Here is an 18358-nt window from a genome sequence, read left to right as displayed (position 1 = left end):
TCGGGTTCGGGTGCCGATCGGCGGGGTTCGGCTCCGTGTCGGGAAGCTCTGAGGTGCGGGCGCCCTGGACGGGCGCCCACACCTCAGGAGGCGCTGCGGGCCTCGGCCTTCTCAGTGAGCATGTCGACCCCGCGCGAGATCACTTCACCGTACAGGTCATCCGGGTCGAGTCGGCGCAGCTCCTCCGCCAGGCAGTCCCGGAGGCTGCGGCGGGGGAGCGAGATGTCGTGGACCGGCTGATCGGGCTGAGTGAGCGTCGCGACGTTGGGCACCGAGCGCTCGAGCTCGATCACTCCGGAGTCGCGGATGAGCCGCACGCCGTGGATCCCGCTGGACCCGGTGGCGCTGATCGTGAGCTCGTGGTCGACGGGGATGTCGAGCTCGAGCTGCAGCCAGGCGGCGAGCAGGATCGTCGAGGGCGAGTCGGCCGCGCCTGAGACCTCGACGGCCGTGATCGGCTCGTAGGGCGGCTGGTCGAGCACGGCGGCGAGCTGCGCGCGCCAGAGGGTGAGGCGGGTCCAGGCGAAGTCGGTGTCGCCGGGGGCGTAGGTGGAGGCGAGGTGGTGCAGCGCCTCCGCCGGGTTCGACTGGGCCGACGCGTCGGTGATCCGCCGGGTGGCGATCCGGCCGATCGGGGACGCGGAGGCGTTGTCCGGAGCGCTGTTCGGCCACCAGGCCACGACGGGGGCGTCGGGGAGGAGGAGGCCCGTGACCAGGCTCTCCTCGTCCTCGGCCGCGTCCCCGTAGGGACGGAGCACGACGACCTCGCTCGCGCCGGCGTCGCCTCCGACCCGGATCTGCGCGTCGACCCGCGCCGTCGCGTCGACCGGGACCGTGGTGGTGCCGTCGTCCTTCGAGACCACGATGACGCGCATCGGGTGCTCGCGGGACGCGTCGTTCGCGGCTTCGATGGCCTCCTCCTCGTGACCCCGGGAGGTCGCGATGATGAGGGTGAGGACGCGGCCGAGGGCGACGGCGCCGCCCTCCTCGCGGATCTTGACGAGGGTCTTCGAGACCTCGCTCGTCGTGGTGTCGGGCAGATCGACGATCATGGACGCCTCCAGGTGCGGCCGTCGCGGGCGAGGAGCTCGTCGGCGGAATCGGGGCCCCATGTTCCGGGGCGGTACTGCTCGGGCTGGCCCTGCGTGGCCCAGAACTCCTCGATCGGGTCGAGGATCTTCCAGGACAGCTCGACCTCCTCGTGCCGGGGGAAGAGCGGCGGCTCGCCCAGGAGGACGTCGAGGATGAGGCGCTCGTAGGCCTCGGGACTCGCCTCGGTGAACGCGTGGCCGTAGCCGAAGTCCATCGTCACGTCGCGCACCTGCATGCCGGCGCCGGGCACCTTCGAGCCGAATCGCATGGTGACGCCCTCGTCGGGCTGGACGCGGATGACGAGCGCGTTCTGGCCCAGCGACGTGGTCTGGCTCTCGGCGAAGAGCTGCTGCGGTGCCCGCTTGAACACGACCGCGATCTCGGTGACGCGGCGGCCGAGGCGCTTGCCGGCCCGCAGGTAGAACGGCACGCCGGCCCAGCGTCGGGTGCCGATGTCCAGGCGCATGGCGGCGTAGGTCTCGGTGGTCGAGGTGGGGCTCATGCCGTCCTCCTCGAGGAAGCCGAGCACCTTCTCGCCGCCCTGCCAGCCGCCGGCGTACTGCCCGCGGGCGGTCGCGGTGGAGAGGTCGGCGGGGAGGCGGACGGCCGCGAGGACCTTCTCCTTCTCCGCACGGAGGTCGGCCGCGTCGAACGAGATCGGCTCCTCCATGGCGGTCAGGGCGAGCAGCTGCAGCAGGTGGTTCTGGATGACGTCGCGCGCCGCTCCGATGCCGTCGTAGTAGCCCGCGCGCCCGCCCACGCCGATGTCCTCGGCCATGGTGATCTGCACGTGGTCGACGTAGTTCGAGTTCCAGAGCGGCTCGTACATCATGTTGGCGAAGCGGAGGGCCAGGATGTTCTGGACCGTCTCCTTGCCGAGGTAGTGGTCGATCCGGAAGACGGAGTCGGGCGGGAAGACCGACTCGACGACGTCGTTCAGCTCGCGGGCCGTCTTCAGGTCGCTGCCGAACGGCTTCTCGATGACGACGCGGCGCCACTGGCCGTCCTTCTGCTCGGCGAGGCCGGAGCTGCGCAGCTGCTCGGTGACCTGCGGGAAGGACTTCGGGGGGATCGAGAGGTAGAAGGCGAAGTTGCCGTTCGTGCCGCGCTCGCGGTCGAGGTCGTCGACGGTCGTCTTCAGGCGGGCGAACGCCTCGGGGTCGTCGAACTCGCCCTGCACGAACCGGATGCCCTGCGCGAGCTGCGCCCAGACCTCCTCGTGGAACTCGGTGCGGGCGTGCTTCTTCACGGAGTCGTGGACGACCTGCTCGAAGTCCTGGTCGTCCCAGTCGCGCCGGGCGAATCCGACGAGGGCGAAGCCGGGGGGCAGGAGGCCGCGGTTGGCGAGATCGTAGACCGCGGGCATGAGCTTCTTGCGGGAGAGGTCGCCGGTCACGCCGAAGATGACGAGGCCGCTGGGCCCGGCGATCCGGTTCAACCGGCGGTCGAAGCTCAACCTCAGCGGGTTGAACTCGGGGGTGATGTCCACAGACATGTGCAGTGTCCTTCTGTGTGCCGGTGGGACCGGCGCACTGCTATCGGTGAGGGAGGGGGAGGAGCGGGCGGGCCCGGCTGCTGCCCCGGGAAGTGGTCGCGGGACGACCGCGGGCACGCCGCCGCGCGCTCGAGAGCGCAACGGCGGCGTGCCCGTCGGATCAGGTGTTGAGGGCCTCGAAGAGCGCCTCGAGGTCGGCCTCGGGGTCGGTCAGCGTGAGGGTCAGCACCGGCCGGCCGTGCTCGGCGAGCACGCTCGCGTCGCCGGCGGCCTGCGCCAGGATGAGCTGGCCGAAGGTGAACGGGCTGTCCGGGATCTCGAGGTCCACGTCGGAGCGCTCGGTGATCTGGAGGAACACGCCGGTCGGGGCCCCGCCCTTGTGGTACTGCCCGGTCGAGTGCAGGAAGCGCGGGCCCCACCCGAAGGTGACGGGGCGCTGGGCCTGCGCGGCGAGGAGGTCGCGCACGCCCTCGAGCTGCGGGAGCGCGAGGCGGTCGACGTACGCCTGGATCGAGACGTAGCCGCCGTCGCCCAGCTGGGCGAGGAGGCGGTCGACAGCGGCGGCGACGGTCGAGACGCCCTCGGTGACGCTGCTGCTGCCGGTGACCTCGATGCCCGCGTCGGTGAACGCGGGCGCCTCGGGCTCGGGGCGCTTCTCGAGCAGGGCCCGGGTCGCGACCTTCGCCGACTCGACGTCGGGCTGGTCGAACGGGTTGATGCCCAGGAGGCGACCCGCGACGGCGACGGCGTACTCCCACGTCAGCATCTGAGCGCCGAGCGAGCCGGAGAGGAGGATCTCGCCCTCGTGGCGGTCGCGCGGGAACAGGTGCAGCGCCGTGGCGTCCTCGACCAGGCGGACGACCTGCACGTCGGGCAGGTCCTCCGAGAGCTCGGGGGCCAGCGTGCCGAGGACGACGGGGAGGATGCCCGTGCCGTCCTTGCCGGTGGACTCGGCGATGAGCTGCTCCGCCCAGTCGGCGAAGCCGACGATGTCGGTCCCGTCGGCGACGATCGCGAGCTTGTCGCGGCGCGGGCTGGTCGCGGCGATCGCCGCTCCGAGGATCAGGCCCGGGTTCTCGGGGGAGTCCACGGCGAGCCCGAGGGAGGCCTCGGCCGCCTCGTCGAGGAGGGCCTCGATGTCGGCGCCGGCGAGCCCGGACGGCACGAGGCCGAACGCGGAGAGCGCCGAGAAGCGCCCGCCGATGTTCGGGTCGGCGTTGAACACGCGGTAGCCGGCCTCGCGGGAGGAGGTGTCGAGGGGCGAGCCCGGGTCGGTCACGATGACGATGCGGTCGAGCGGATCGATGCCCGCCTCCGTGAACGCCTTCTCGTAGGCCTTCTTCTGGCTCGCGGTCTCGACGGTCGAGCCGGACTTCGAGGAGATGACGACCGCGGTCGACGCGAGCCGGTCGTTCAGGGCGGCGAGCACCTGGCCGGGCGCCGTCGAGTCGAGCACGGTGAGCTCGACGCCGGCGGTGCGGGTGATGACCTCGGGCGCGAGGGAGGAGCCGCCCATGCCGCCGAGGACGATGTGGTCGACGCCCTTGGCCTGGAACTCCTCGCGCAGGGCGAGGATCTGGGGGATCAGGGGGCGGGAGACGGTGGTCGACTCGGTCCACCCGAGGCGCTTGGCCGCCTCCTCCTCCGCCGCGGCGCCCCACAGGGTGGGAACCTGGGCGGTGATGCCGGACGCGACCTCGTCGGCGACGAGCTCCGGGACGACGCGGTCGACGGCCTTCTCGGCGTCTCCGCTGACGTGGATCTGGATGGCCATGATCAGGCCTGCGCCTTCGCGCCCTCGAGCGCCGCGGTGACGGTGTCGAGCAGCTCGTTCCAGGAGACGATGAACTTCTCCACGCCCTCCTTCTCGAGCAGCTCGGTGACGTCGGCGTACGAGACGCCCTGCGCCGCGACGGCGTCGAGGACGGCGTTCGCGTCGGCGTACGAGCCCGTGACGGTGTCGCCGGTGATGACGCCGTGGTCGAAGGTCGCCTCGAGGGTCTTCTCGGGCATCGTGTTGACCACGCCGGCCGCGACGAGCTCGGTCACGTAGAGGGTGTCGGGGAGGTCGGTCGACTTGACGCCGGTCGAGGCCCAGAGGGGGCGCTGGCGGTTGGCGCCGGACTCCTGGAGCAGCAGGGCGCGCTCGGTGGCGAACGCCTCGACGAAGACCTCGTAGGCCAGCTGCGCGTTGGCGACGCCGGACTTGCTCTTGAGGGCGCGGGCCTCGTCGGTGCCGACGGCCTCGAGGCGCTTGTCGATCTCGGTGTCGACGCGCGAGACGAAGAACGAGGCGACGGAGTGGATGGTCGACAGGTCGATGCCGGCGTCCTTGGCCTTCTCGAGGCCGGCCAGGTACGCGTTGATGACGGCGCGGTAGCGGGCGAGCGAGAAGATCAGGGTGACGTTCACCGAGATGCCGGAGCCGATGACCTCGGTGATGGCCTCGAGGCCCTCGACGGTCGCGGGGATCTTGATCATCGCGTTGGGGCGGTCGACCTTGGCCCAGAGGGCCTTGGCCTGCTCGATGGTGCCCTGGGCGTCGTGCGCCAGGCCGGGCTCGACCTCGATCGACACGCGGCCGTCGTAGCCGTTGGTCGCGTCGTAGATCGGGCGGAAGATGTCGGACGCCGCGGCGACGTCGTCGGTGGTGATCTCGAAGACGGCGTCGGTCACCGAGGTGCCGGCGGAGGCGAGCTCGCGCACCTGGGCGTCGTAGGACTCGCCGTTGGTCAGGGCCGCGGCGAAGATCGTGGGGTTCGTGGTGACTCCGACGACGTTCTTCTCCTCGATGAGCTTCTGCAGCCCTCCGGTGGAGATGCGCGAGCGGGAGAGGTCGTCGAGCCAGATGCTGACGCCGGCGGCGGAGAGCTCTGCGGTGGGGGTGTTCTCGGTCATGTCTCTTCTTCTTCTGCGTAGGTGGTGCGTGGTGTGAGGGGGAGCCGCTGCTCCGACGGCGAAGGCCGCGTCCGTGGTGGACGCGGCCTTCGGGTCAGGAGGCTGCGAGCGACTCCTTGGCGGCGGACAGTGCCGCCTCGGTGGTGATCCCGAACTCGCGGAACAGGGTCTTGTAGTCGGCCGAGGCGCCGAAGTGCTCGATCGAGACGGAGCGGCCGGCGTCGCCGACGTACTTCTGCCAGCCCAGGCTCAGGCCGGCCTCGATCGAGACGCGCGCCTTCACCGAGGAGGGCAGGACCTTCTCGCGGTACTCGGCGTCCTGCTCCTCGAACCACTCGAGGGACGGAGCCGAGACGACGCGGGCGTTGACGCCCTCGCTCCTCAGGGCTTCGCGCGCCTCGACGGCGATCTGGACCTCGGAGCCGGTCGCGATGAAGATCACGTCCGGGGTACCGCCCGGCGCCTCGGCCAGGATGTAGGCACCACGGGCGACGTTCGCGGCGGAGGCGAAGGTCTCGCCCTCCGCGTCGCCCTCGCCGCGCTCGAACACCGGGATGTTCTGACGGGTGAGCGCGAGGCCGGCGGGGCCCTCGCGGCGCTCGAGGATGGTCTTCCAGGCGTAGGCGACCTCGTTCGCGTCGCCGGGGCGGACGATGTCCAGGCCCGGGATCGCGCGGAGGGTCGACAGCTGCTCGACCGGCTGGTGCGTCGGGCCGTCCTCGCCGAGCGCCACGGAGTCGTGGGTCCAGACGTAGATGGCCGGCGCCTTCATGAGCGCGGCGAGACGGACCGCCGGGCGCATGTAGTCGGAGAAGATCAGGAAGGTGCCGCCGAAGGGGCGGGTGTTGCCGTGCAGGACGATCCCGTTGAGGATCGCGCCCATGGCGTGCTCGCGGATGCCGAAGTGCAGCACGCGGCCGCCCTTCTTCCCGGTCCACTCGTGGGTCGAGAACTCCGTCGGGACGAAGGAGCCGGCTCCCTCGATCGTCGTGTTGTTCGACTCGGCGAGGTCGGCGGAGCCGCCCCACAGCTCGGGGATCACGCCGGCGAGGGCGTTGATGACCTTGCCGGACGCGGCGCGGGTCGAGACCTCCTTGCCGGGCTCGAAGACGGGGAGCGCCTCCTGGACGCCCTCGGGCAGCTCGCCCGAGAGGACCCGGTCGAGCAGCTCCTTCTTCTCGGGGTTCGCGGACGCCCAGGCGGCGAGCTGCTCGTGCCACTCGGCGTGCTGGGCCTGGCCGCGCTCGACGGCCTTGCGGGTGTGCTCGATGACCTCGTCGGCGACGTCGAAGGTCTTCTCGGGGTCGAAGCCGAGCACCTCCTTGAGTCCGCGGAGCTCGTCGGCGCCCAGGGCGGAGCCATGGATCTTGCCGGTGTTCTGCTTCTTCGGCGACGGCCAGCCGATGATGGTGCGCAGGATGATGAGCGACGGCTTGTCGGTCTCGCCCTTCGCGGCCTCGATCGCGGCGTGCAGCTCGGCGACGTCCTCGTGGTACTCGCCGGTCTTCTTCCAGTCGACGACCTGGACCTGCCAGTCGTAGGCCTCGTAGCGCGCCTTGACGTCCTCGGTGAAGGCGATGTTGGTGTCGTCCTCGATCGAGATCTGGTTGGAGTCGTAGATGACGACCAGGTTGCCGAGCTTCTGGTGGCCGGCCAGGGAGGAGGCCTCGCTGGTGACGCCCTCCTGCAGGTCGCCGTCGCCGGCGATCACGTAGACGAAGTGGTCGAACGGGGAGGTGCCCGCGGCGGCCTCCGGGTCGAACAGGTCGCGCTCGAAGCGCGAGGCGTAGGCGAAGCCCACGGCGGAGGCGAGGCCCTGGCCGAGCGGTCCGGTGGTGATCTCGACGCCGTCGGTGTGGCCGTACTCCGGGTGGCCCGGGGTCTTCGAGCCCCAGGTGCGCAGCGCCTTGAGGTCGTCGAGCTCGAGTCCGTAGCCGCCCAGGTAGAACTGGACGTACTGCGTCAGCGAGGAGTGGCCGACCGACAGGATGAACCGGTCGCGGCCGATCCAGGTCGCATCGGACGGATCGCGGCGCATGACCTTCTGGAACAGGAGGTAGGCGGCGGGCGCGAGGCTCATGGCGGTTCCGGGATGGCCGTTGCCGACCTTCTCGACCGCATCCGCGGCGAGAACCCTCGCCGTGTCGACTGCCTTCTCGTCAATGGATTCCCATTGCAGTTCTGACACTTGGTACTGACCCTTCTCGAGACGTGGGGCAGACGGGGACCGTCCGCCCTCTCGCATGGTGGAGCACGCCGCATGACGACTTCGACACGATGCTCCGGCGACGACCCTCTCGGCCCCGTGCCGACGATCGTCGGGCGGGCTCGGGTGCGTGCCGGGCGCTCTGGCGAGCAGTCCCGAGTATACGGAGGGGGGTGCGCCGCCGACCGGGGGTTGCGTGGTCGCATATGTCTGCGTCCGATTGGACAAGCGTGCACGCCGGGCCCGGCTCCCGGACGGGCGCATTACACTCGTTCGGGATCATCGAATCGTTAGAGGAGCAATGGACGCAGTCGTGGAGACCACCGCCGTCGAGCGGGACGGGGCGTCGCCGACGACCCTCTCGCGCAAGGTGAAGGCCTTCGTCGCTCTGACGAAGCCGCGCGTGATCGAGCTGCTCCTCGTGGTGACCGCTCCGACGATGATCCTGGCGCAGGGCGGGATCCCCAATCTGCTGCTGGTCCTCAACGTCCTGATCGGCGGCGCCCTGAGCGCCGGGTCCGCGGGCGCGTTCAACTGCTACTTCGACCGCGACATCGACCGGATCATGAACCGGACGAAGAACCGGCCGCTCGTGACCGGGGAGATCTCGGACCGGTCCGCGCTCGTCTTCGCGACCACGATCGGCGTCCTGTCGATCGTCTGGCTCGGCCTCACGGCCAACTGGCTCTCCGCGGGCCTCTCGCTCGCCGCGATCCTGATCTACGTCGTGTTCTACACGCTCTTCCTCAAGCGCCGGACGCCGCAGAACATCGTGTGGGGCGGCATCGCGGGCTGCATGCCGGTGCTGATCGGCTGGGCGGCGGTCACCGGCTCGCTCGACTGGGCCCCCGTCATCCTCTTCTCCGTCATCTTCCTCTGGACGCCGCCGCACTACTGGCCGCTGTCGATGAAGTACCGGGACGACTACCAGGCCGCCGGCGTGCCGATGCTGGCCGTCGTGCGCGGACGCACGATCGTCGGGCTCCAGGTCATCCTCTACGCCTGGGCCACCGTCGCCTGCTCGCTCCTGCTGATCCCCGTCGCCGGCATGGGGGTGCTCTACACGGTGGTCGCGCTCGGCAGCGGAGTCTGGTTCATCGCCGAGACGCACCGCCTCTACAGCCTCGCGATCCGTCACGAGCACGTCTCGCCGATGCGGGTGTTCCACGGGTCCATCGGATACCTCACCCTGCTCTTCCTCGCCGTCGGCATCGACCCGCTGCTCCCCTTCTGATGGTGACGCCGTTCTCCTTGCTCGCCGAGCGGGTGACCCTGGGTCCGCGCGCACTGCGCTGGGGGACCACCGCGGCGCTCGTCGCGAGCATCCTGATCATCTTCTTCGGGGGCGTCGTCCGGCTGACCGGCTCTGGCCTCGGCTGCCCCACCTGGCCGGCGTGCGAGCCGGGCTCGCTCACCTCGACCCCCGAGCTCGGGATCCACGGCTTCATCGAGTTCACGAACCGCGCGTTCACCGGCGTCCTCGTGGTCGCGGTGGGCTGGGCGATCACGGCCGCGCGCCTGCAGAAGCCGCGCGACCGCACCATGACCCGGCTCGCCTGGTCGCAGTTCTGGCTCGTCGTCGCGAACGCCCTCGCGGGCGGCGCGACCGTCCACTCGGGCCTCAACCCGTACATCGTGGCCGGGCACTTCGTTCTCGCCATCGCCCTCCTCACCACCACCGCACTGACGTGGCACCGCGCCCACCGCTCGCAGTCCGTGGCCTTCGAGCCGGACCGCGCGACGCGGGCGCTCAGCATCGGGCTCGTCGGCCTGACGCTCCTCGTGATCCTCGTGGGGACCCTCGTGACGGGAACCGGCCCGCACGCCGGCGACTCCGCGGAGGTGCCCCGCATGCAGTTCCACTGGGAGAGCGTGACCGTCGTGCACGGCGTGCTCGGCACAGCGGTGCTCGTCGTGGGCGCCGCGCTGCTCCTGCGCCTGTCGCGGGCGGCGGGCTCGGAGCTCGCCCGGCGGCGCGTGATCGCCTTCCTCGTGGTCGTCGTGCTGCAGGCGCTGGTCGGGGTCGTGCAGTCGCTCACCGCGCTGCCCGAGACGCTCGTCGCGGTGCACCTCCTCGGCTCGGCGCTCATCTGGGTCGGCGCGGTCCGCGTGCTGCTCGACGTGAACCCGAGGCTGTTCACCGTGCGCGCCCAGCGCCGGGACGCCGCCCAGGAGCTCCAACCCGCCGCCTGACCGCGGGCTCCGGCTCGGCGGAGAGCAGGTGCCGCCGGAGGCGCAGGAGCACGCGGGGGAGCGTCCGCAGCGGGAGGTCGGCCGCGATCGCGCGGGCGAGAGGGCCGAACGCCCGCGCGGGTCCGGTCGGCAGGCCGGCGCCCACCAGTGCGGTCACGAGTCGTGCGGGGATCGGGGTCGATGCGTCGTTCGTCATGGCGGAACCGAATCACGGACCACCGACACCGGTATGGCCATGCGCGTCTGGATGCGCGTCACCGGTGCCCGGCCGACACCCAGGTGCGGAGGTTCCCCTGAACGGCGGACGCCGGTAGAATGAGAAGCTGGTCACGGTTCGACGCACCCTGCGCACGTGATCCGCACACGGCCCGATGGAGCGCCGACGCACACCTCCGGAATCCAGGGACGCACATCATCCGCTCCGCGCATCAGATCGATCGCGCGACCGGCCGGAGAGCACCCGCGGGCCACCCCCGGGGGAATGACTCCGGGACCCGACCGGTTAGCAGTGGGTAGGAAACGAGGTACACATGTCAGACATCCTGATCGACCGCCCCGAGCTCGAGAGCCTGGGCGTCTACGAGTTCGGCTGGTCCGACTCGGACTCCGCCGGAGCCTCCGCACGACGCGGCATCTCGCCCGAGGTCGTCTCCGACATCTCCGCGCTCAAGAACGAGCCCGCCTGGATGCGCGACCGCCGCATGAAGGCCCTGAAGCTCTTCGAGCGCAAGCCCATGCCGACGTGGGGCGCCGACCTGTCGGACATCGACTTCGACAACATCAAGTACTTCGTCCGCTCCACCGAGAAGCAGGCGCAGACCTGGGACGACCTCCCGGACGACATCAAGAACACGTACGAGAAGCTCGGCATCCCGGAGGCGGAGCGCCAGCGCCTCGTCGGCGGTGTCGCGGCCCAGTACGAGTCCGAGGTCGTCTACCACCAGATCCGCGAGGACCTGGAGGAGCAGGGCGTCATCTTCATGGACACCGACACGGCGCTGCGCGAGCACCCCGAGATCTTCGAGGAGTACTTCGGCACCGTCATCCCCGCGGGCGACAACAAGTTCGCGGCGCTGAACACCGCGGTCTGGTCCGGCGGCTCCTTCGTGTACGTCCCCAAGGGCGTCCACGTCGACATCCCGCTGCAGGCCTACTTCCGGATCAACACCGAGAACATGGGCCAGTTCGAGCGGACCCTGATCATCGCGGACGAGGACAGCTACGTCCACTACATCGAGGGCTGCACGGCTCCGATCTACAAGTCGGACTCGCTGCACTCGGCCGTGGTCGAGATCATCGTGAAGAAGAACGCCCGCGTGCGCTACACGACGATCCAGAACTGGTCGAACAACGTCTACAACCTCGTCACCAAGCGCGCGATCGCGCACGAGGGCGCGACAATGGAGTGGATCGACGGCAACATCGGCTCGAAGGTCACGATGAAGTACCCGTCGATCTTCCTGGTCGGCGAGCACGCGAAGGGCGAAACCCTCTCCGTCGCGTTCGCGGGCCCCGGCCAGCACCAGGACGCCGGCGCGAAGATGGTCCACATGGCGCCGTACACGCAGTCGTCGATCGTCTCGAAGTCGATCGCCCGCGGCGGCGGTCGCGCCGGATACCGCGGCGAGGTCCGGGTGGACGCGAACGCGCACCACTCGGCGAACACCGTGCGCTGCGACGCCCTCCTGGTCGACACCATCTCGCGCTCCGACACCTACCCGGCGATCGACATCCGTGTCGACGACGTGCAGCTCGGCCACGAGGCGACGGTGTCGAAGGTCAGCGAGGAGCAGCTCTTCTACCTGATGTCGCGCGGCCTGCCGGAGGACGAGGCGATGGCCATGATCGTCCGTGGCTTCATCGAGCCGATCGCGCGCGAGCTGCCCATGGAGTACGCCCTCGAGCTGAACAAGCTCATCGAGATGGGGATGGAGGGCAGCGTCGGTTGACGCCCGCCTCCCCCCTCGAAGGGGCGCCCGGACGGGGCGCCCCGCACCCATCGAAAGGAACCACCGCCAGATGACGGTCCCCACGAGCGCCGCGACCCCCGAGATCGACGGCGCGGCCGCCGCTGAGCGCCTGGGCATCAGCGCCCACTCCGACGGGGCGTTCACGCCCGTTCAGACGCGCTCCGAGCGCTTCGCGTCGGCCGACGTCGAGGCCTTCGAGGCCGTCACCGGCCGCGAGATCGCCTGGAAGCTGACGCCCGTCGCCCGCCTCGGCGATCTCATCGACGGCGCGCTCGACGGCTCGCCCGCCCCGCTCGAGCACGCGGCGGTGGACGGTGTGGACGTCTCGTGGGTCGGCCGCGACGACCAGCGGATCGGCACCGCCGGCCTCCCCGAGGACCGCGCCGCCGCGAACGCCTGGTCGAGCTTCGAGAAGGCCCTCGCCGTCCGCGTGACGGGCGAGGACGAGAAGGTCGCCACCCTCGTCCGCTCGGGCCTCGGCTCCGCACCCCGCGCCGCGCACACGATCATCGAGGCGGCGCCCTACGCCCGCGCCGTCGTCGTGCTGCAGAACGAGGGGGAGGCCTCCCTCGCGGAGAACGTGGAGATCCTCGTCGGCGAGGGCGCGCAGCTCACCGTCGTCACCGTGCAGGAGTGGGCGGATGACGCCCGGCACCTGGCCAACCACTTCGTGCGGGTCGGACGCGACGCGAAGGTGAAGCACATCGTGGTCACCCTCGGCGGCTCCATCGTCCGGGTGAACCCCTCGGCGCACCTCGTCGAGCGCGGAGCGGACGGCGAACTCTTCGGCCTGTACTTCGCCGACGGCGGCCAGCACCTCGAGCAGCAGGTGTACGTCGACCACGACGCCCCCGACACCCGCAGCCGCGTGACCTACAAGGGCGCGCTGCAGGGCGAGGGCGCGCGCACCGTCTGGATCGGCGACGTCCTGATCCGCAACAGCGCCACCGGCACCGACAGCTATGAGCAGAACCGCAACCTGGTCCTCTCGGACGGCACGCGCGCCGACTCCATCCCGAACCTCGAGATCGAGACCGGTGACATCGCCGGAGCGGGGCACGCCTCGGCTACCGGCCGCTTCGACGACGAGCAGCTCTTCTACCTGCAGTCCCGCGGCATCCGTGAGGACGAGGCGCGACGCCTGGTCGTGCGCGGGTTCCTCAGCGAGATCGTGCAGCAGATCAAGGTCGCCGAGCTCGAGGACCGCCTGCAGCTCGCGATCGAGGCGGAGCTCGCCGGGAGCGCCGGCCAGACCGGCTCCTCCCGCGGAGCGGCGGTCAGCGCATGAGCAACGCCGCGATGATCTGCTCGGTCTCCGAGCTGATCCCCAACCAGGCCATGCGGGTCGAGGTCGACGGAGTCGCGATCGCGGTCGTGCAGGACTCCGCCGGCGAGATCCACGCCATCGGCGACACCTGCACCCACGGCGAGATCTCGCTCTCCGAGGGCTTCGTCGAGGGCGACAGCCTCGAGTGCTGGGCGCACGGCTCCCAGTTCTCCCTCCGCACCGGCACCCCCCTGAACCTCCCGGCCTACGAGCCGGTCCCCGTCTTCGTCGTCGAGATCATCGACGGCGACGTCTACATCGACCCGACCGTCACGAAGGAAGTCTGAATGTCCGTTCTCCAGATCAGTGATCTCCACGTCAGTGTCGAGACCGAGCAGGGGACCAAGCAGATCCTCCGCGGTGTCGATCTCACCATCAACCAGGGTGAGATCCACGCGATCATGGGCCCCAACGGGTCCGGCAAGTCCACCCTCGCGTACACGATCGCGGGACACCCCAAGTACCACGTCGACGGCGGCTCGATCACCCTCGACGGCGTCGAGGTCCTCGACATGTCCGTCGACGAGCGCGCCCGCGCGGGCCTCTTCCTCGCCATGCAGTACCCGGTCGAGATCCCCGGTGTGACCAACACCAACTTCCTCCGCACCGCCAAGACCGCGATCGCCGGCGAGGCGCCCGCCATCCGCACGTGGACGAAGGACGTCAAGTCGGCGATGGCGAACCTCCGCATGGACTCGTCCTTCGCGGCGCGCAACGTCAACGAGGGCTTCTCGGGCGGCGAGAAGAAGCGCAACGAGATCCTCCAGCTCGAGCTGCTCGCCCCGCAGTTCGCCGTCCTCGACGAGACCGACTCCGGCCTCGACGTCGACGCGCTCAAGATCGTGTCGGAGGGCGTCAACCGCGCCCACCAGAGCACCGGTCTCGGCGTGCTGCTGATCACGCACTACACGCGGATCCTCCGCTACATCCAGCCCGACTTCGTCCATGTCTTCGTCGCCGGCCGCGTCGCCGAGCAGGGCGGCAAGGAGCTCGCCACCCGGCTCGAGGACGAGGGCTACGACCGCTTCCTGACCTCGGCGACGGTCTGATCATGGCGGTCACCACTCTCGAGCCGAAGCTCTTCGACCAGGTCGAGGAAGCCCTCAAGGACGTCATGGACCCCGAGCTCGGGGTCAACGTGGTCGACCTGGGACTCATCTACGATCTGGGCTGGGACGACGAGAACGACGCCCTCGTCATCCACATGACCCTCACCTCGGCGGGCTGCCCGCTGACCGACGTGCTCGAGGAGCAGACCGCCGAGTCGCTCGACGGCATCGTCGAGGCGTTCCGGATCAACTGGGTCTGGATGCCGCCGTGGGGTCCCGACCGGATCACCGAGGACGGGCGCGACATGATGCGCGCACTCGGCTTCTCGATCTAGCCGCTGCACACCGACGCCGAAGGGCCGGGAGGAGTCGTCCTCCCGGCCCTTCGGCGTTCCTGTCGTCTTCAGCCTGTCGCAGTCCATCGTGGAGTCGGAACGGCCGGGCGGGACGGCTCCGGAGTCCGGGGCCGTCGTCGCCCCCGCCGGTCGAGTCGGTGGAGGTGCCCACCGAGGTCGAGCAGGAGGACCGGGCGGCTCGACCTCTGCCGGACGCCCGAAGGGCCGGGAGGAATCGTCCTCCCGGCCCTTCGGCGTCCGTGCGACCGCTCAGCGCGAGCGGCGCGAGAGCATCGCCCAGGTGGTGGGGAGCAGCGCGGCGGCGACCAGCGCCTTGAGCGCGTCGCCGACCAGGAAGGGCACGAGTCCCGCGGAGAGGACGGAGCCGAGGTCGGCGGGCAGCCCCAGCGAGGCGAGGGCGGCGGCCAGCCAGGGCAGGCCGACGAGGTAGATGGTGGCGGTGCCGGCGAGGAAGGTCACCAGCGTGCCGAGGACGCGACGGTCCCACTGCCGCTGGGCGAGCCACCCGGTGACGATCGACGCGAGGACGAAGCCGACGATGTAGCCGCCGGTGGGACCCGCGAGGACCGCCCAGCCGTGCGAGCCCTCGGTGAAGACCGGGGCGCCGAGAGCGCCGACGAGCGCGTACACGAGCATGGAGAGCGCGCCGCGGAGTGCGCCGAGCGTCGTGCCGACCAGGAGGACCGCGAAGGTCTGGCCCGTAAAGGGGACCGGCCACATCGGGATGAACAGCTGCGCCATCGCTGCGGTGAGACCTGCACCCGCGAGCACCAGCAGGGCGTCGGTCGCGACGGAGCGGGTGACGAGCCGGTCGGCGAGGACCGGGCGCGGGAGGGCGGAAGAGGAAGGGGACATGGGTGATCTCCGAGAGTCCTGGTCGCCCGAGAGCGAGGAGCGAGCGCGTCCGCGGTGAGCGGACGTGGATCCGCCCCGCGGCTCAGGAAATATACTAGGGGGCTGCCGCATCGCGGCCCCTTGCCCCACTCCTCCCGAACCGAACGCCATTTCTTGGCGGGAACGGACAGCACTGTGCTCAGCGTGCACGACCTCGAACTCCGAGTCGGCGCCCGACTCCTGATGGAGAACGTCTCCTTCCGGGTGGGCGACGGCGACAAGGTCGGCCTCGTCGGCCGCAACGGGGCGGGGAAGACGACGCTGACCAAGGTCCTCGCGGGCGACCTCATCGCCTCGAAGGGCACGGTCGACCGCGGCGGCGAGATCGGCTACCTCCCTCAGGACCCGCGCTCCGGCGACCCGGAGGAGCTCGCGCGCACCCGCATCCTCGACGCCCGCGGGCTGGGGCAGCTGGTGCTCGGCATGCAGGAGGCGACGGTCGCGATGTCGAGCAGCGACACCTCCGTGAGCGAGGCCGGCATGAAGAAGTACGGCAACCTCACGGACCGCTTCCTCTCCCTGGGCGGATACGCGGCTGAGGCGGAGGCCGCCTCGATCGCGAGCAACCTCAACCTCCCCGACCGGATCCTCGACCAGCCGCTCAAGACGCTCTCCGGTGGCCAGCGGCGCCGCATCGAGCTCGCGCGCATCCTCTTCTCCGACGCGAGCACGCTGATCCTCGACGAGCCGACGAACCACCTCGACGCCGACTCCGTCGTCTGGCTCCGCGAGTTCCTCAAGAACTACCGCGGCGGCTTCATCGTGATCAGCCACGACATCGAGCTGGTCGGCGAGACCGTGAACCGCGTCTTCTACCTCGACGCCAACCGCCAGGTCATCGACGTCTACAACATGAACTGGAAGAACTACCAGCGCCAGCGCGCCGCCGACGAGGAGCGCCGCAAGAAGGAGCGGGTCAACGTCGAGAAGAAGGCCGGCGCCCTCCAGCTGCAGGCCGCGAAGTTCGGCGCGAAGGCCTCGAAGGCCGCAGCGGCGCACCAGATGGTCGCGCGTGCCGAGCGCATGCTCAGCGGGCTCGAGGAGGTCCGCGCGGTCGACCGCGTCGCGAAGCTCCGGTTCCCGACTCCGTCCGCCTGCGGTCGCACCCCTCTGCAGGCTCAGAACCTGTCGAAGAGCTACGGCTCGCTCGAGATCTTCACCGCCGTCGACCTCGCGATCGACCGCGGCTCCAAGGTCGTCATCCTGGGGCTCAACGGAGCGGGCAAGACGACGCTCCTGCGCATCCTGGGCGGCGTCGACCAGCCCGACACCGGAGTGATCGAGGCCGGGCACGGCCTCCGGATCGGCTACTACGCGCAGGAGCACGAGACGATCGACGTCAAGCGCTCGGTGCTCGAGAACATGGTCTCCTCCAGCCCGAACCTCACCGAGACCGAGGCCCGCCGGGTCCTGGGCTCGTTCCTGTTCACCGGCGATGACTCGCACAAGCCGGCCGGGGTCCTCTCCGGCGGGGAGAAGACCCGTCTCGCCCTGGCGATGATCGTGGTCTCGGGCGCGAACGTGCTCCTGCTCGACGAGCCCACCAACAACCTCGACCCCGCGAGCCGCGAGGAGATCCTCGACGCGCTCGCGCACTACGAGGGCGCGGTCGTCCTGGTCAGCCACGACGAGGGAGCCGTCGAGGCGCTGAACCCCGAGCGCGTCCTGATCATGCCGGAGGGCACCGAGGACCACTGGGCGGCCGACTACCTCGACCTGATCACGCTCGCCTAGCGGGCGTCGAGCAGCTCGTCCTCGACCTCGGAGTCGCTGCGGCCGCGGCGTCGGCGGCGCTCCTCGCGCCGCTCCTCGGCCGCGACGACCTCGGGGTCGTCGGCGTTGCGGATGCGGTACTCGTGGCGGATCGCCCAGCCGAGCCCGCCGAAGCCCATGACGGCGAACAGCACCCACTGGATGGCGTAGCTGATGTGCAGGCCCTCGTCGGCGACCGGCTTGATCGCGGCCAGCGGGGGAGCGTCGACCGGCGCCGGCGCCTCGGCGACCAGCAGGCCGTACGCCGAGGTCCGCAGGGGCTCGTCCAGCTGCGTCGACAGGTCGTCGAGCTGGATCGTGGCGATCTGGCCGGCCGGTGCGGAGCGTCCGTCGATCCGTCCCTCCGCGGGCTTCAGGCGGGCGACGACGGTCACCTCCCCCTCGGGCGGCGCGGGGATCGCGTCGGGGGAGTCCTGGGTCGAGCCGACGGGGACCCAGCCGCGGTCGACGACGAACACGCTGCCGTCGTCGAGCCGCAGCGGCGTCAGGATCTCGAAGCCGGGGTTGCCGTTGTAGGGCCGGTTGCGGACGAGGGTCTGCCCCTGCGTCTCGTAGACGCCGGTGACCTCGACCGGGCGGTACTCGAGCGCGTCGTCCCACGTGGAGTCGGCGGGGAGCAGCCCGTCGAGCGCCACCGGGTCGGCGGTCCAGTTCGCGGTGACCAGCCGGTTGGTCGAGGCGGCCTGGTCGAGCCGCGCGACCTGCCAGCGCGAGAGCAGCACGCAGGCGACGGCGAAGACGATCGCGAGAGCGAGGTAGCCGAACCAGCGTCGCGAGAAGACGAAGCGCCAGGAGGGACGGGGCGCGTCGCCGCTCATCGTTCCGCTCCGCGATCGACCGTGTAGAGCGGCTTCACCTCGAGCGGGAAGTCGCGGGCGAGGAGGAACTCGCGCAGGAACTCCAGGTGCTCGCCGCAGGCCAGCCAGGTCTTCCGACGGTCCTCCGCGTGGATCCTCGGGTTCCGCCACTCGATCGCGAACGTCGCCGTCCGCGGGCAGCCCGCTCGGGAGCAGGCGTGCGCGTCGGGGACCCGGCCGAGCGGGATCACGGCCGGTCTCCCCGCGGGTCGCCGCCCCCGCCCCCGACTCCGAGGTGCCGACCGGCC

Annotated in this window: 16 protein-coding genes; 8 read left to right on the top strand and 8 right to left on the bottom strand. The window is 70.5% G+C overall.

What is annotated here, in order from left to right; translation table 11 throughout:
• Window positions 1-83: 83 nt before the first annotated feature.
• The 5 genes from C5D36_RS05065 to tkt all read right to left on the bottom strand — a co-directional run bounded on the left by C5D36_RS05065 (window position 84) and on the right by tkt (window position 7673).
• Window positions 84-1052, bottom strand: coding sequence for a glucose-6-phosphate dehydrogenase assembly protein OpcA (locus tag C5D36_RS05065; protein WP_104221919.1), 969 nt, complete (start codon window positions 1050-1052; stop codon window positions 84-86).
• The gene (gene zwf, locus C5D36_RS05060) at window positions 1049-2587 is read right to left on the bottom strand and encodes a glucose-6-phosphate dehydrogenase (RefSeq protein ID WP_104221920.1); all 1539 of its coding nucleotides are present in this window, start codon (window positions 2585-2587) and stop codon (window positions 1049-1051) included. Before zwf ends, C5D36_RS05065 begins: the two co-directional genes overlap by 4 nt.
• A 160-nt stretch (window positions 2588-2747) precedes the next feature.
• Window positions 2748-4361: a glucose-6-phosphate isomerase gene (locus C5D36_RS05055; protein ID WP_104221922.1), complete on the bottom strand. Its 1614-nt coding sequence runs from the start codon at window positions 4359-4361 to the stop codon at window positions 2748-2750.
• A gap of 2 nt (window positions 4362-4363) precedes the next feature.
• Window positions 4364-5485 (bottom strand): transaldolase, encoded by a 1122-nt coding sequence (tal, locus tag C5D36_RS05050; protein ID WP_104221924.1) that lies wholly within the window; start codon window positions 5483-5485, stop codon window positions 4364-4366.
• A 94-nt stretch (window positions 5486-5579) separates the two neighbouring features.
• The gene (gene tkt, locus C5D36_RS05045) at window positions 5580-7673 is read right to left on the bottom strand and encodes a transketolase (RefSeq protein WP_104295329.1); all 2094 of its coding nucleotides are present in this window, start codon (window positions 7671-7673) and stop codon (window positions 5580-5582) included.
• A 319-nt stretch (window positions 7674-7992) separates the two neighbouring features.
• Here tkt and C5D36_RS05040 point away from each other — a divergent pair, with 319 nt between their 5' ends.
• The 7 genes from C5D36_RS05040 (at window position 7993) to C5D36_RS05010 (ending at window position 14565) form a co-directional block, all read left to right on the top strand.
• Entirely contained in the window at window positions 7993-8925 is a 933-nt protein-coding gene (locus tag C5D36_RS05040) for a heme o synthase (RefSeq protein WP_104232635.1), read from the top strand.
• Entirely contained in the window at window positions 8925-9884 is a 960-nt protein-coding gene (locus C5D36_RS05035; protein ID WP_104232634.1) for a heme A synthase, read from the top strand. The genes C5D36_RS05040 and C5D36_RS05035 overlap by 1 nt, the downstream gene beginning before the upstream one ends.
• 530 nt (window positions 9885-10414) lie before the next feature.
• Window positions 10415-11833 (top strand): Fe-S cluster assembly protein SufB, encoded by a 1419-nt coding sequence (sufB, locus tag C5D36_RS05030; RefSeq protein WP_104221933.1) that lies wholly within the window; start codon window positions 10415-10417, stop codon window positions 11831-11833.
• 70 nt (window positions 11834-11903) lie between these two features.
• Window positions 11904-13142 (top strand): Fe-S cluster assembly protein SufD, encoded by a 1239-nt coding sequence (gene sufD / locus C5D36_RS05025; protein ID WP_104260743.1) that lies wholly within the window; start codon window positions 11904-11906, stop codon window positions 13140-13142.
• Window positions 13139-13468: a non-heme iron oxygenase ferredoxin subunit gene (locus C5D36_RS05020; RefSeq protein ID WP_077222834.1), complete on the top strand. Its 330-nt coding sequence runs from the start codon at window positions 13139-13141 to the stop codon at window positions 13466-13468. Before sufD ends, C5D36_RS05020 begins: the two co-directional genes overlap by 4 nt.
• Window positions 13469-14230: a Fe-S cluster assembly ATPase SufC gene (gene sufC, locus C5D36_RS05015; protein WP_104221937.1), complete on the top strand. Its 762-nt coding sequence runs from the start codon at window positions 13469-13471 to the stop codon at window positions 14228-14230. It abuts the gene before it with no gap.
• A 2-nt stretch (window positions 14231-14232) separates the two neighbouring features.
• Window positions 14233-14565 carry a metal-sulfur cluster assembly factor gene (locus C5D36_RS05010; protein ID WP_104221939.1) on the top strand — a complete coding sequence of 111 codons (333 nt, stop codon included), beginning with the start codon at window positions 14233-14235 and terminating at the stop codon, window positions 14563-14565.
• Between the two features lie 270 nt (window positions 14566-14835).
• Here C5D36_RS05010 and C5D36_RS05005 read toward each other — a convergent pair whose 3' ends face one another.
• The gene (locus C5D36_RS05005; protein ID WP_104232632.1) at window positions 14836-15441 is read right to left on the bottom strand and encodes a biotin transporter BioY; all 606 of its coding nucleotides are present in this window, start codon (window positions 15439-15441) and stop codon (window positions 14836-14838) included.
• Between the two features lie 174 nt (window positions 15442-15615).
• On the opposite strand from C5D36_RS05005, the gene C5D36_RS05000 reads away from it, so the two are divergent.
• Complete coding sequence (locus C5D36_RS05000) at window positions 15616-17214, top strand: ABC-F family ATP-binding cassette domain-containing protein (protein ID WP_104221943.1); 1599 nt, start codon at window positions 15616-15618, stop codon at window positions 17212-17214.
• Here the strand turns inward: C5D36_RS05000 and C5D36_RS04995 are convergent.
• Entirely contained in the window at window positions 17211-18071 is an 861-nt protein-coding gene (locus tag C5D36_RS04995; protein WP_104232631.1) for an SURF1 family protein, read from the bottom strand. The genes C5D36_RS05000 and C5D36_RS04995 overlap by 4 nt on opposite strands.
• Window positions 18068-18301, bottom strand: a complete 234-nt coding sequence (locus C5D36_RS04990) for a hypothetical protein (protein WP_104225286.1) — start codon at window positions 18299-18301, stop codon at window positions 18068-18070. Before C5D36_RS04990 ends, C5D36_RS04995 begins: the two co-directional genes overlap by 4 nt.
• Between the last annotated feature and the right edge of the window lie 57 nt (window positions 18302-18358).

Origin of the sequence: Rathayibacter sp. AY1C6 (assembly GCF_002931535.1) — a bacterium.
Classification (GTDB): Bacteria; Actinomycetota; Actinomycetes; order Actinomycetales; family Microbacteriaceae; genus Rathayibacter.
This window is presented reverse-complemented; position numbering and strand designations above follow the sequence as displayed.

Coding starts and splice junctions, on each gene's coding strand:
- tal (WP_104221924.1), bottom strand. CDS start 5,485: ATGACCGAGAACACCCCCACCGCAGAGCTCTCCGCCGCCGGCGTCAGC.
- sufB (WP_104221933.1), top strand. CDS start 10,415: ATGTCAGACATCCTGATCGACCGCCCCGAGCTCGAGAGCCTGGGCGTC.
- C5D36_RS05005 (WP_104232632.1), bottom strand. CDS start 15,441: ATGTCCCCTTCCTCTTCCGCCCTCCCGCGCCCGGTCCTCGCCGACCGG.
- C5D36_RS05040 (WP_104232635.1), top strand. CDS start 7,993: ATGGACGCAGTCGTGGAGACCACCGCCGTCGAGCGGGACGGGGCGTCG.
- C5D36_RS05065 (WP_104221919.1), bottom strand. CDS start 1,052: ATGATCGTCGATCTGCCCGACACCACGACGAGCGAGGTCTCGAAGACC.
- zwf (WP_104221920.1), bottom strand. CDS start 2,587: ATGTCTGTGGACATCACCCCCGAGTTCAACCCGCTGAGGTTGAGCTTC.
- C5D36_RS05055 (WP_104221922.1), bottom strand. CDS start 4,361: ATGGCCATCCAGATCCACGTCAGCGGAGACGCCGAGAAGGCCGTCGAC.
- sufC (WP_104221937.1), top strand. CDS start 13,469: ATGTCCGTTCTCCAGATCAGTGATCTCCACGTCAGTGTCGAGACCGAG.
- C5D36_RS05020 (WP_077222834.1), top strand. CDS start 13,139: ATGAGCAACGCCGCGATGATCTGCTCGGTCTCCGAGCTGATCCCCAAC.
- C5D36_RS04995 (WP_104232631.1), bottom strand. CDS start 18,071: ATGAGCGGCGACGCGCCCCGTCCCTCCTGGCGCTTCGTCTTCTCGCGA.
- C5D36_RS05010 (WP_104221939.1), top strand. CDS start 14,233: ATGGCGGTCACCACTCTCGAGCCGAAGCTCTTCGACCAGGTCGAGGAA.
- C5D36_RS05035 (WP_104232634.1), top strand. CDS start 8,925: ATGGTGACGCCGTTCTCCTTGCTCGCCGAGCGGGTGACCCTGGGTCCG.
- sufD (WP_104260743.1), top strand. CDS start 11,904: ATGACGGTCCCCACGAGCGCCGCGACCCCCGAGATCGACGGCGCGGCC.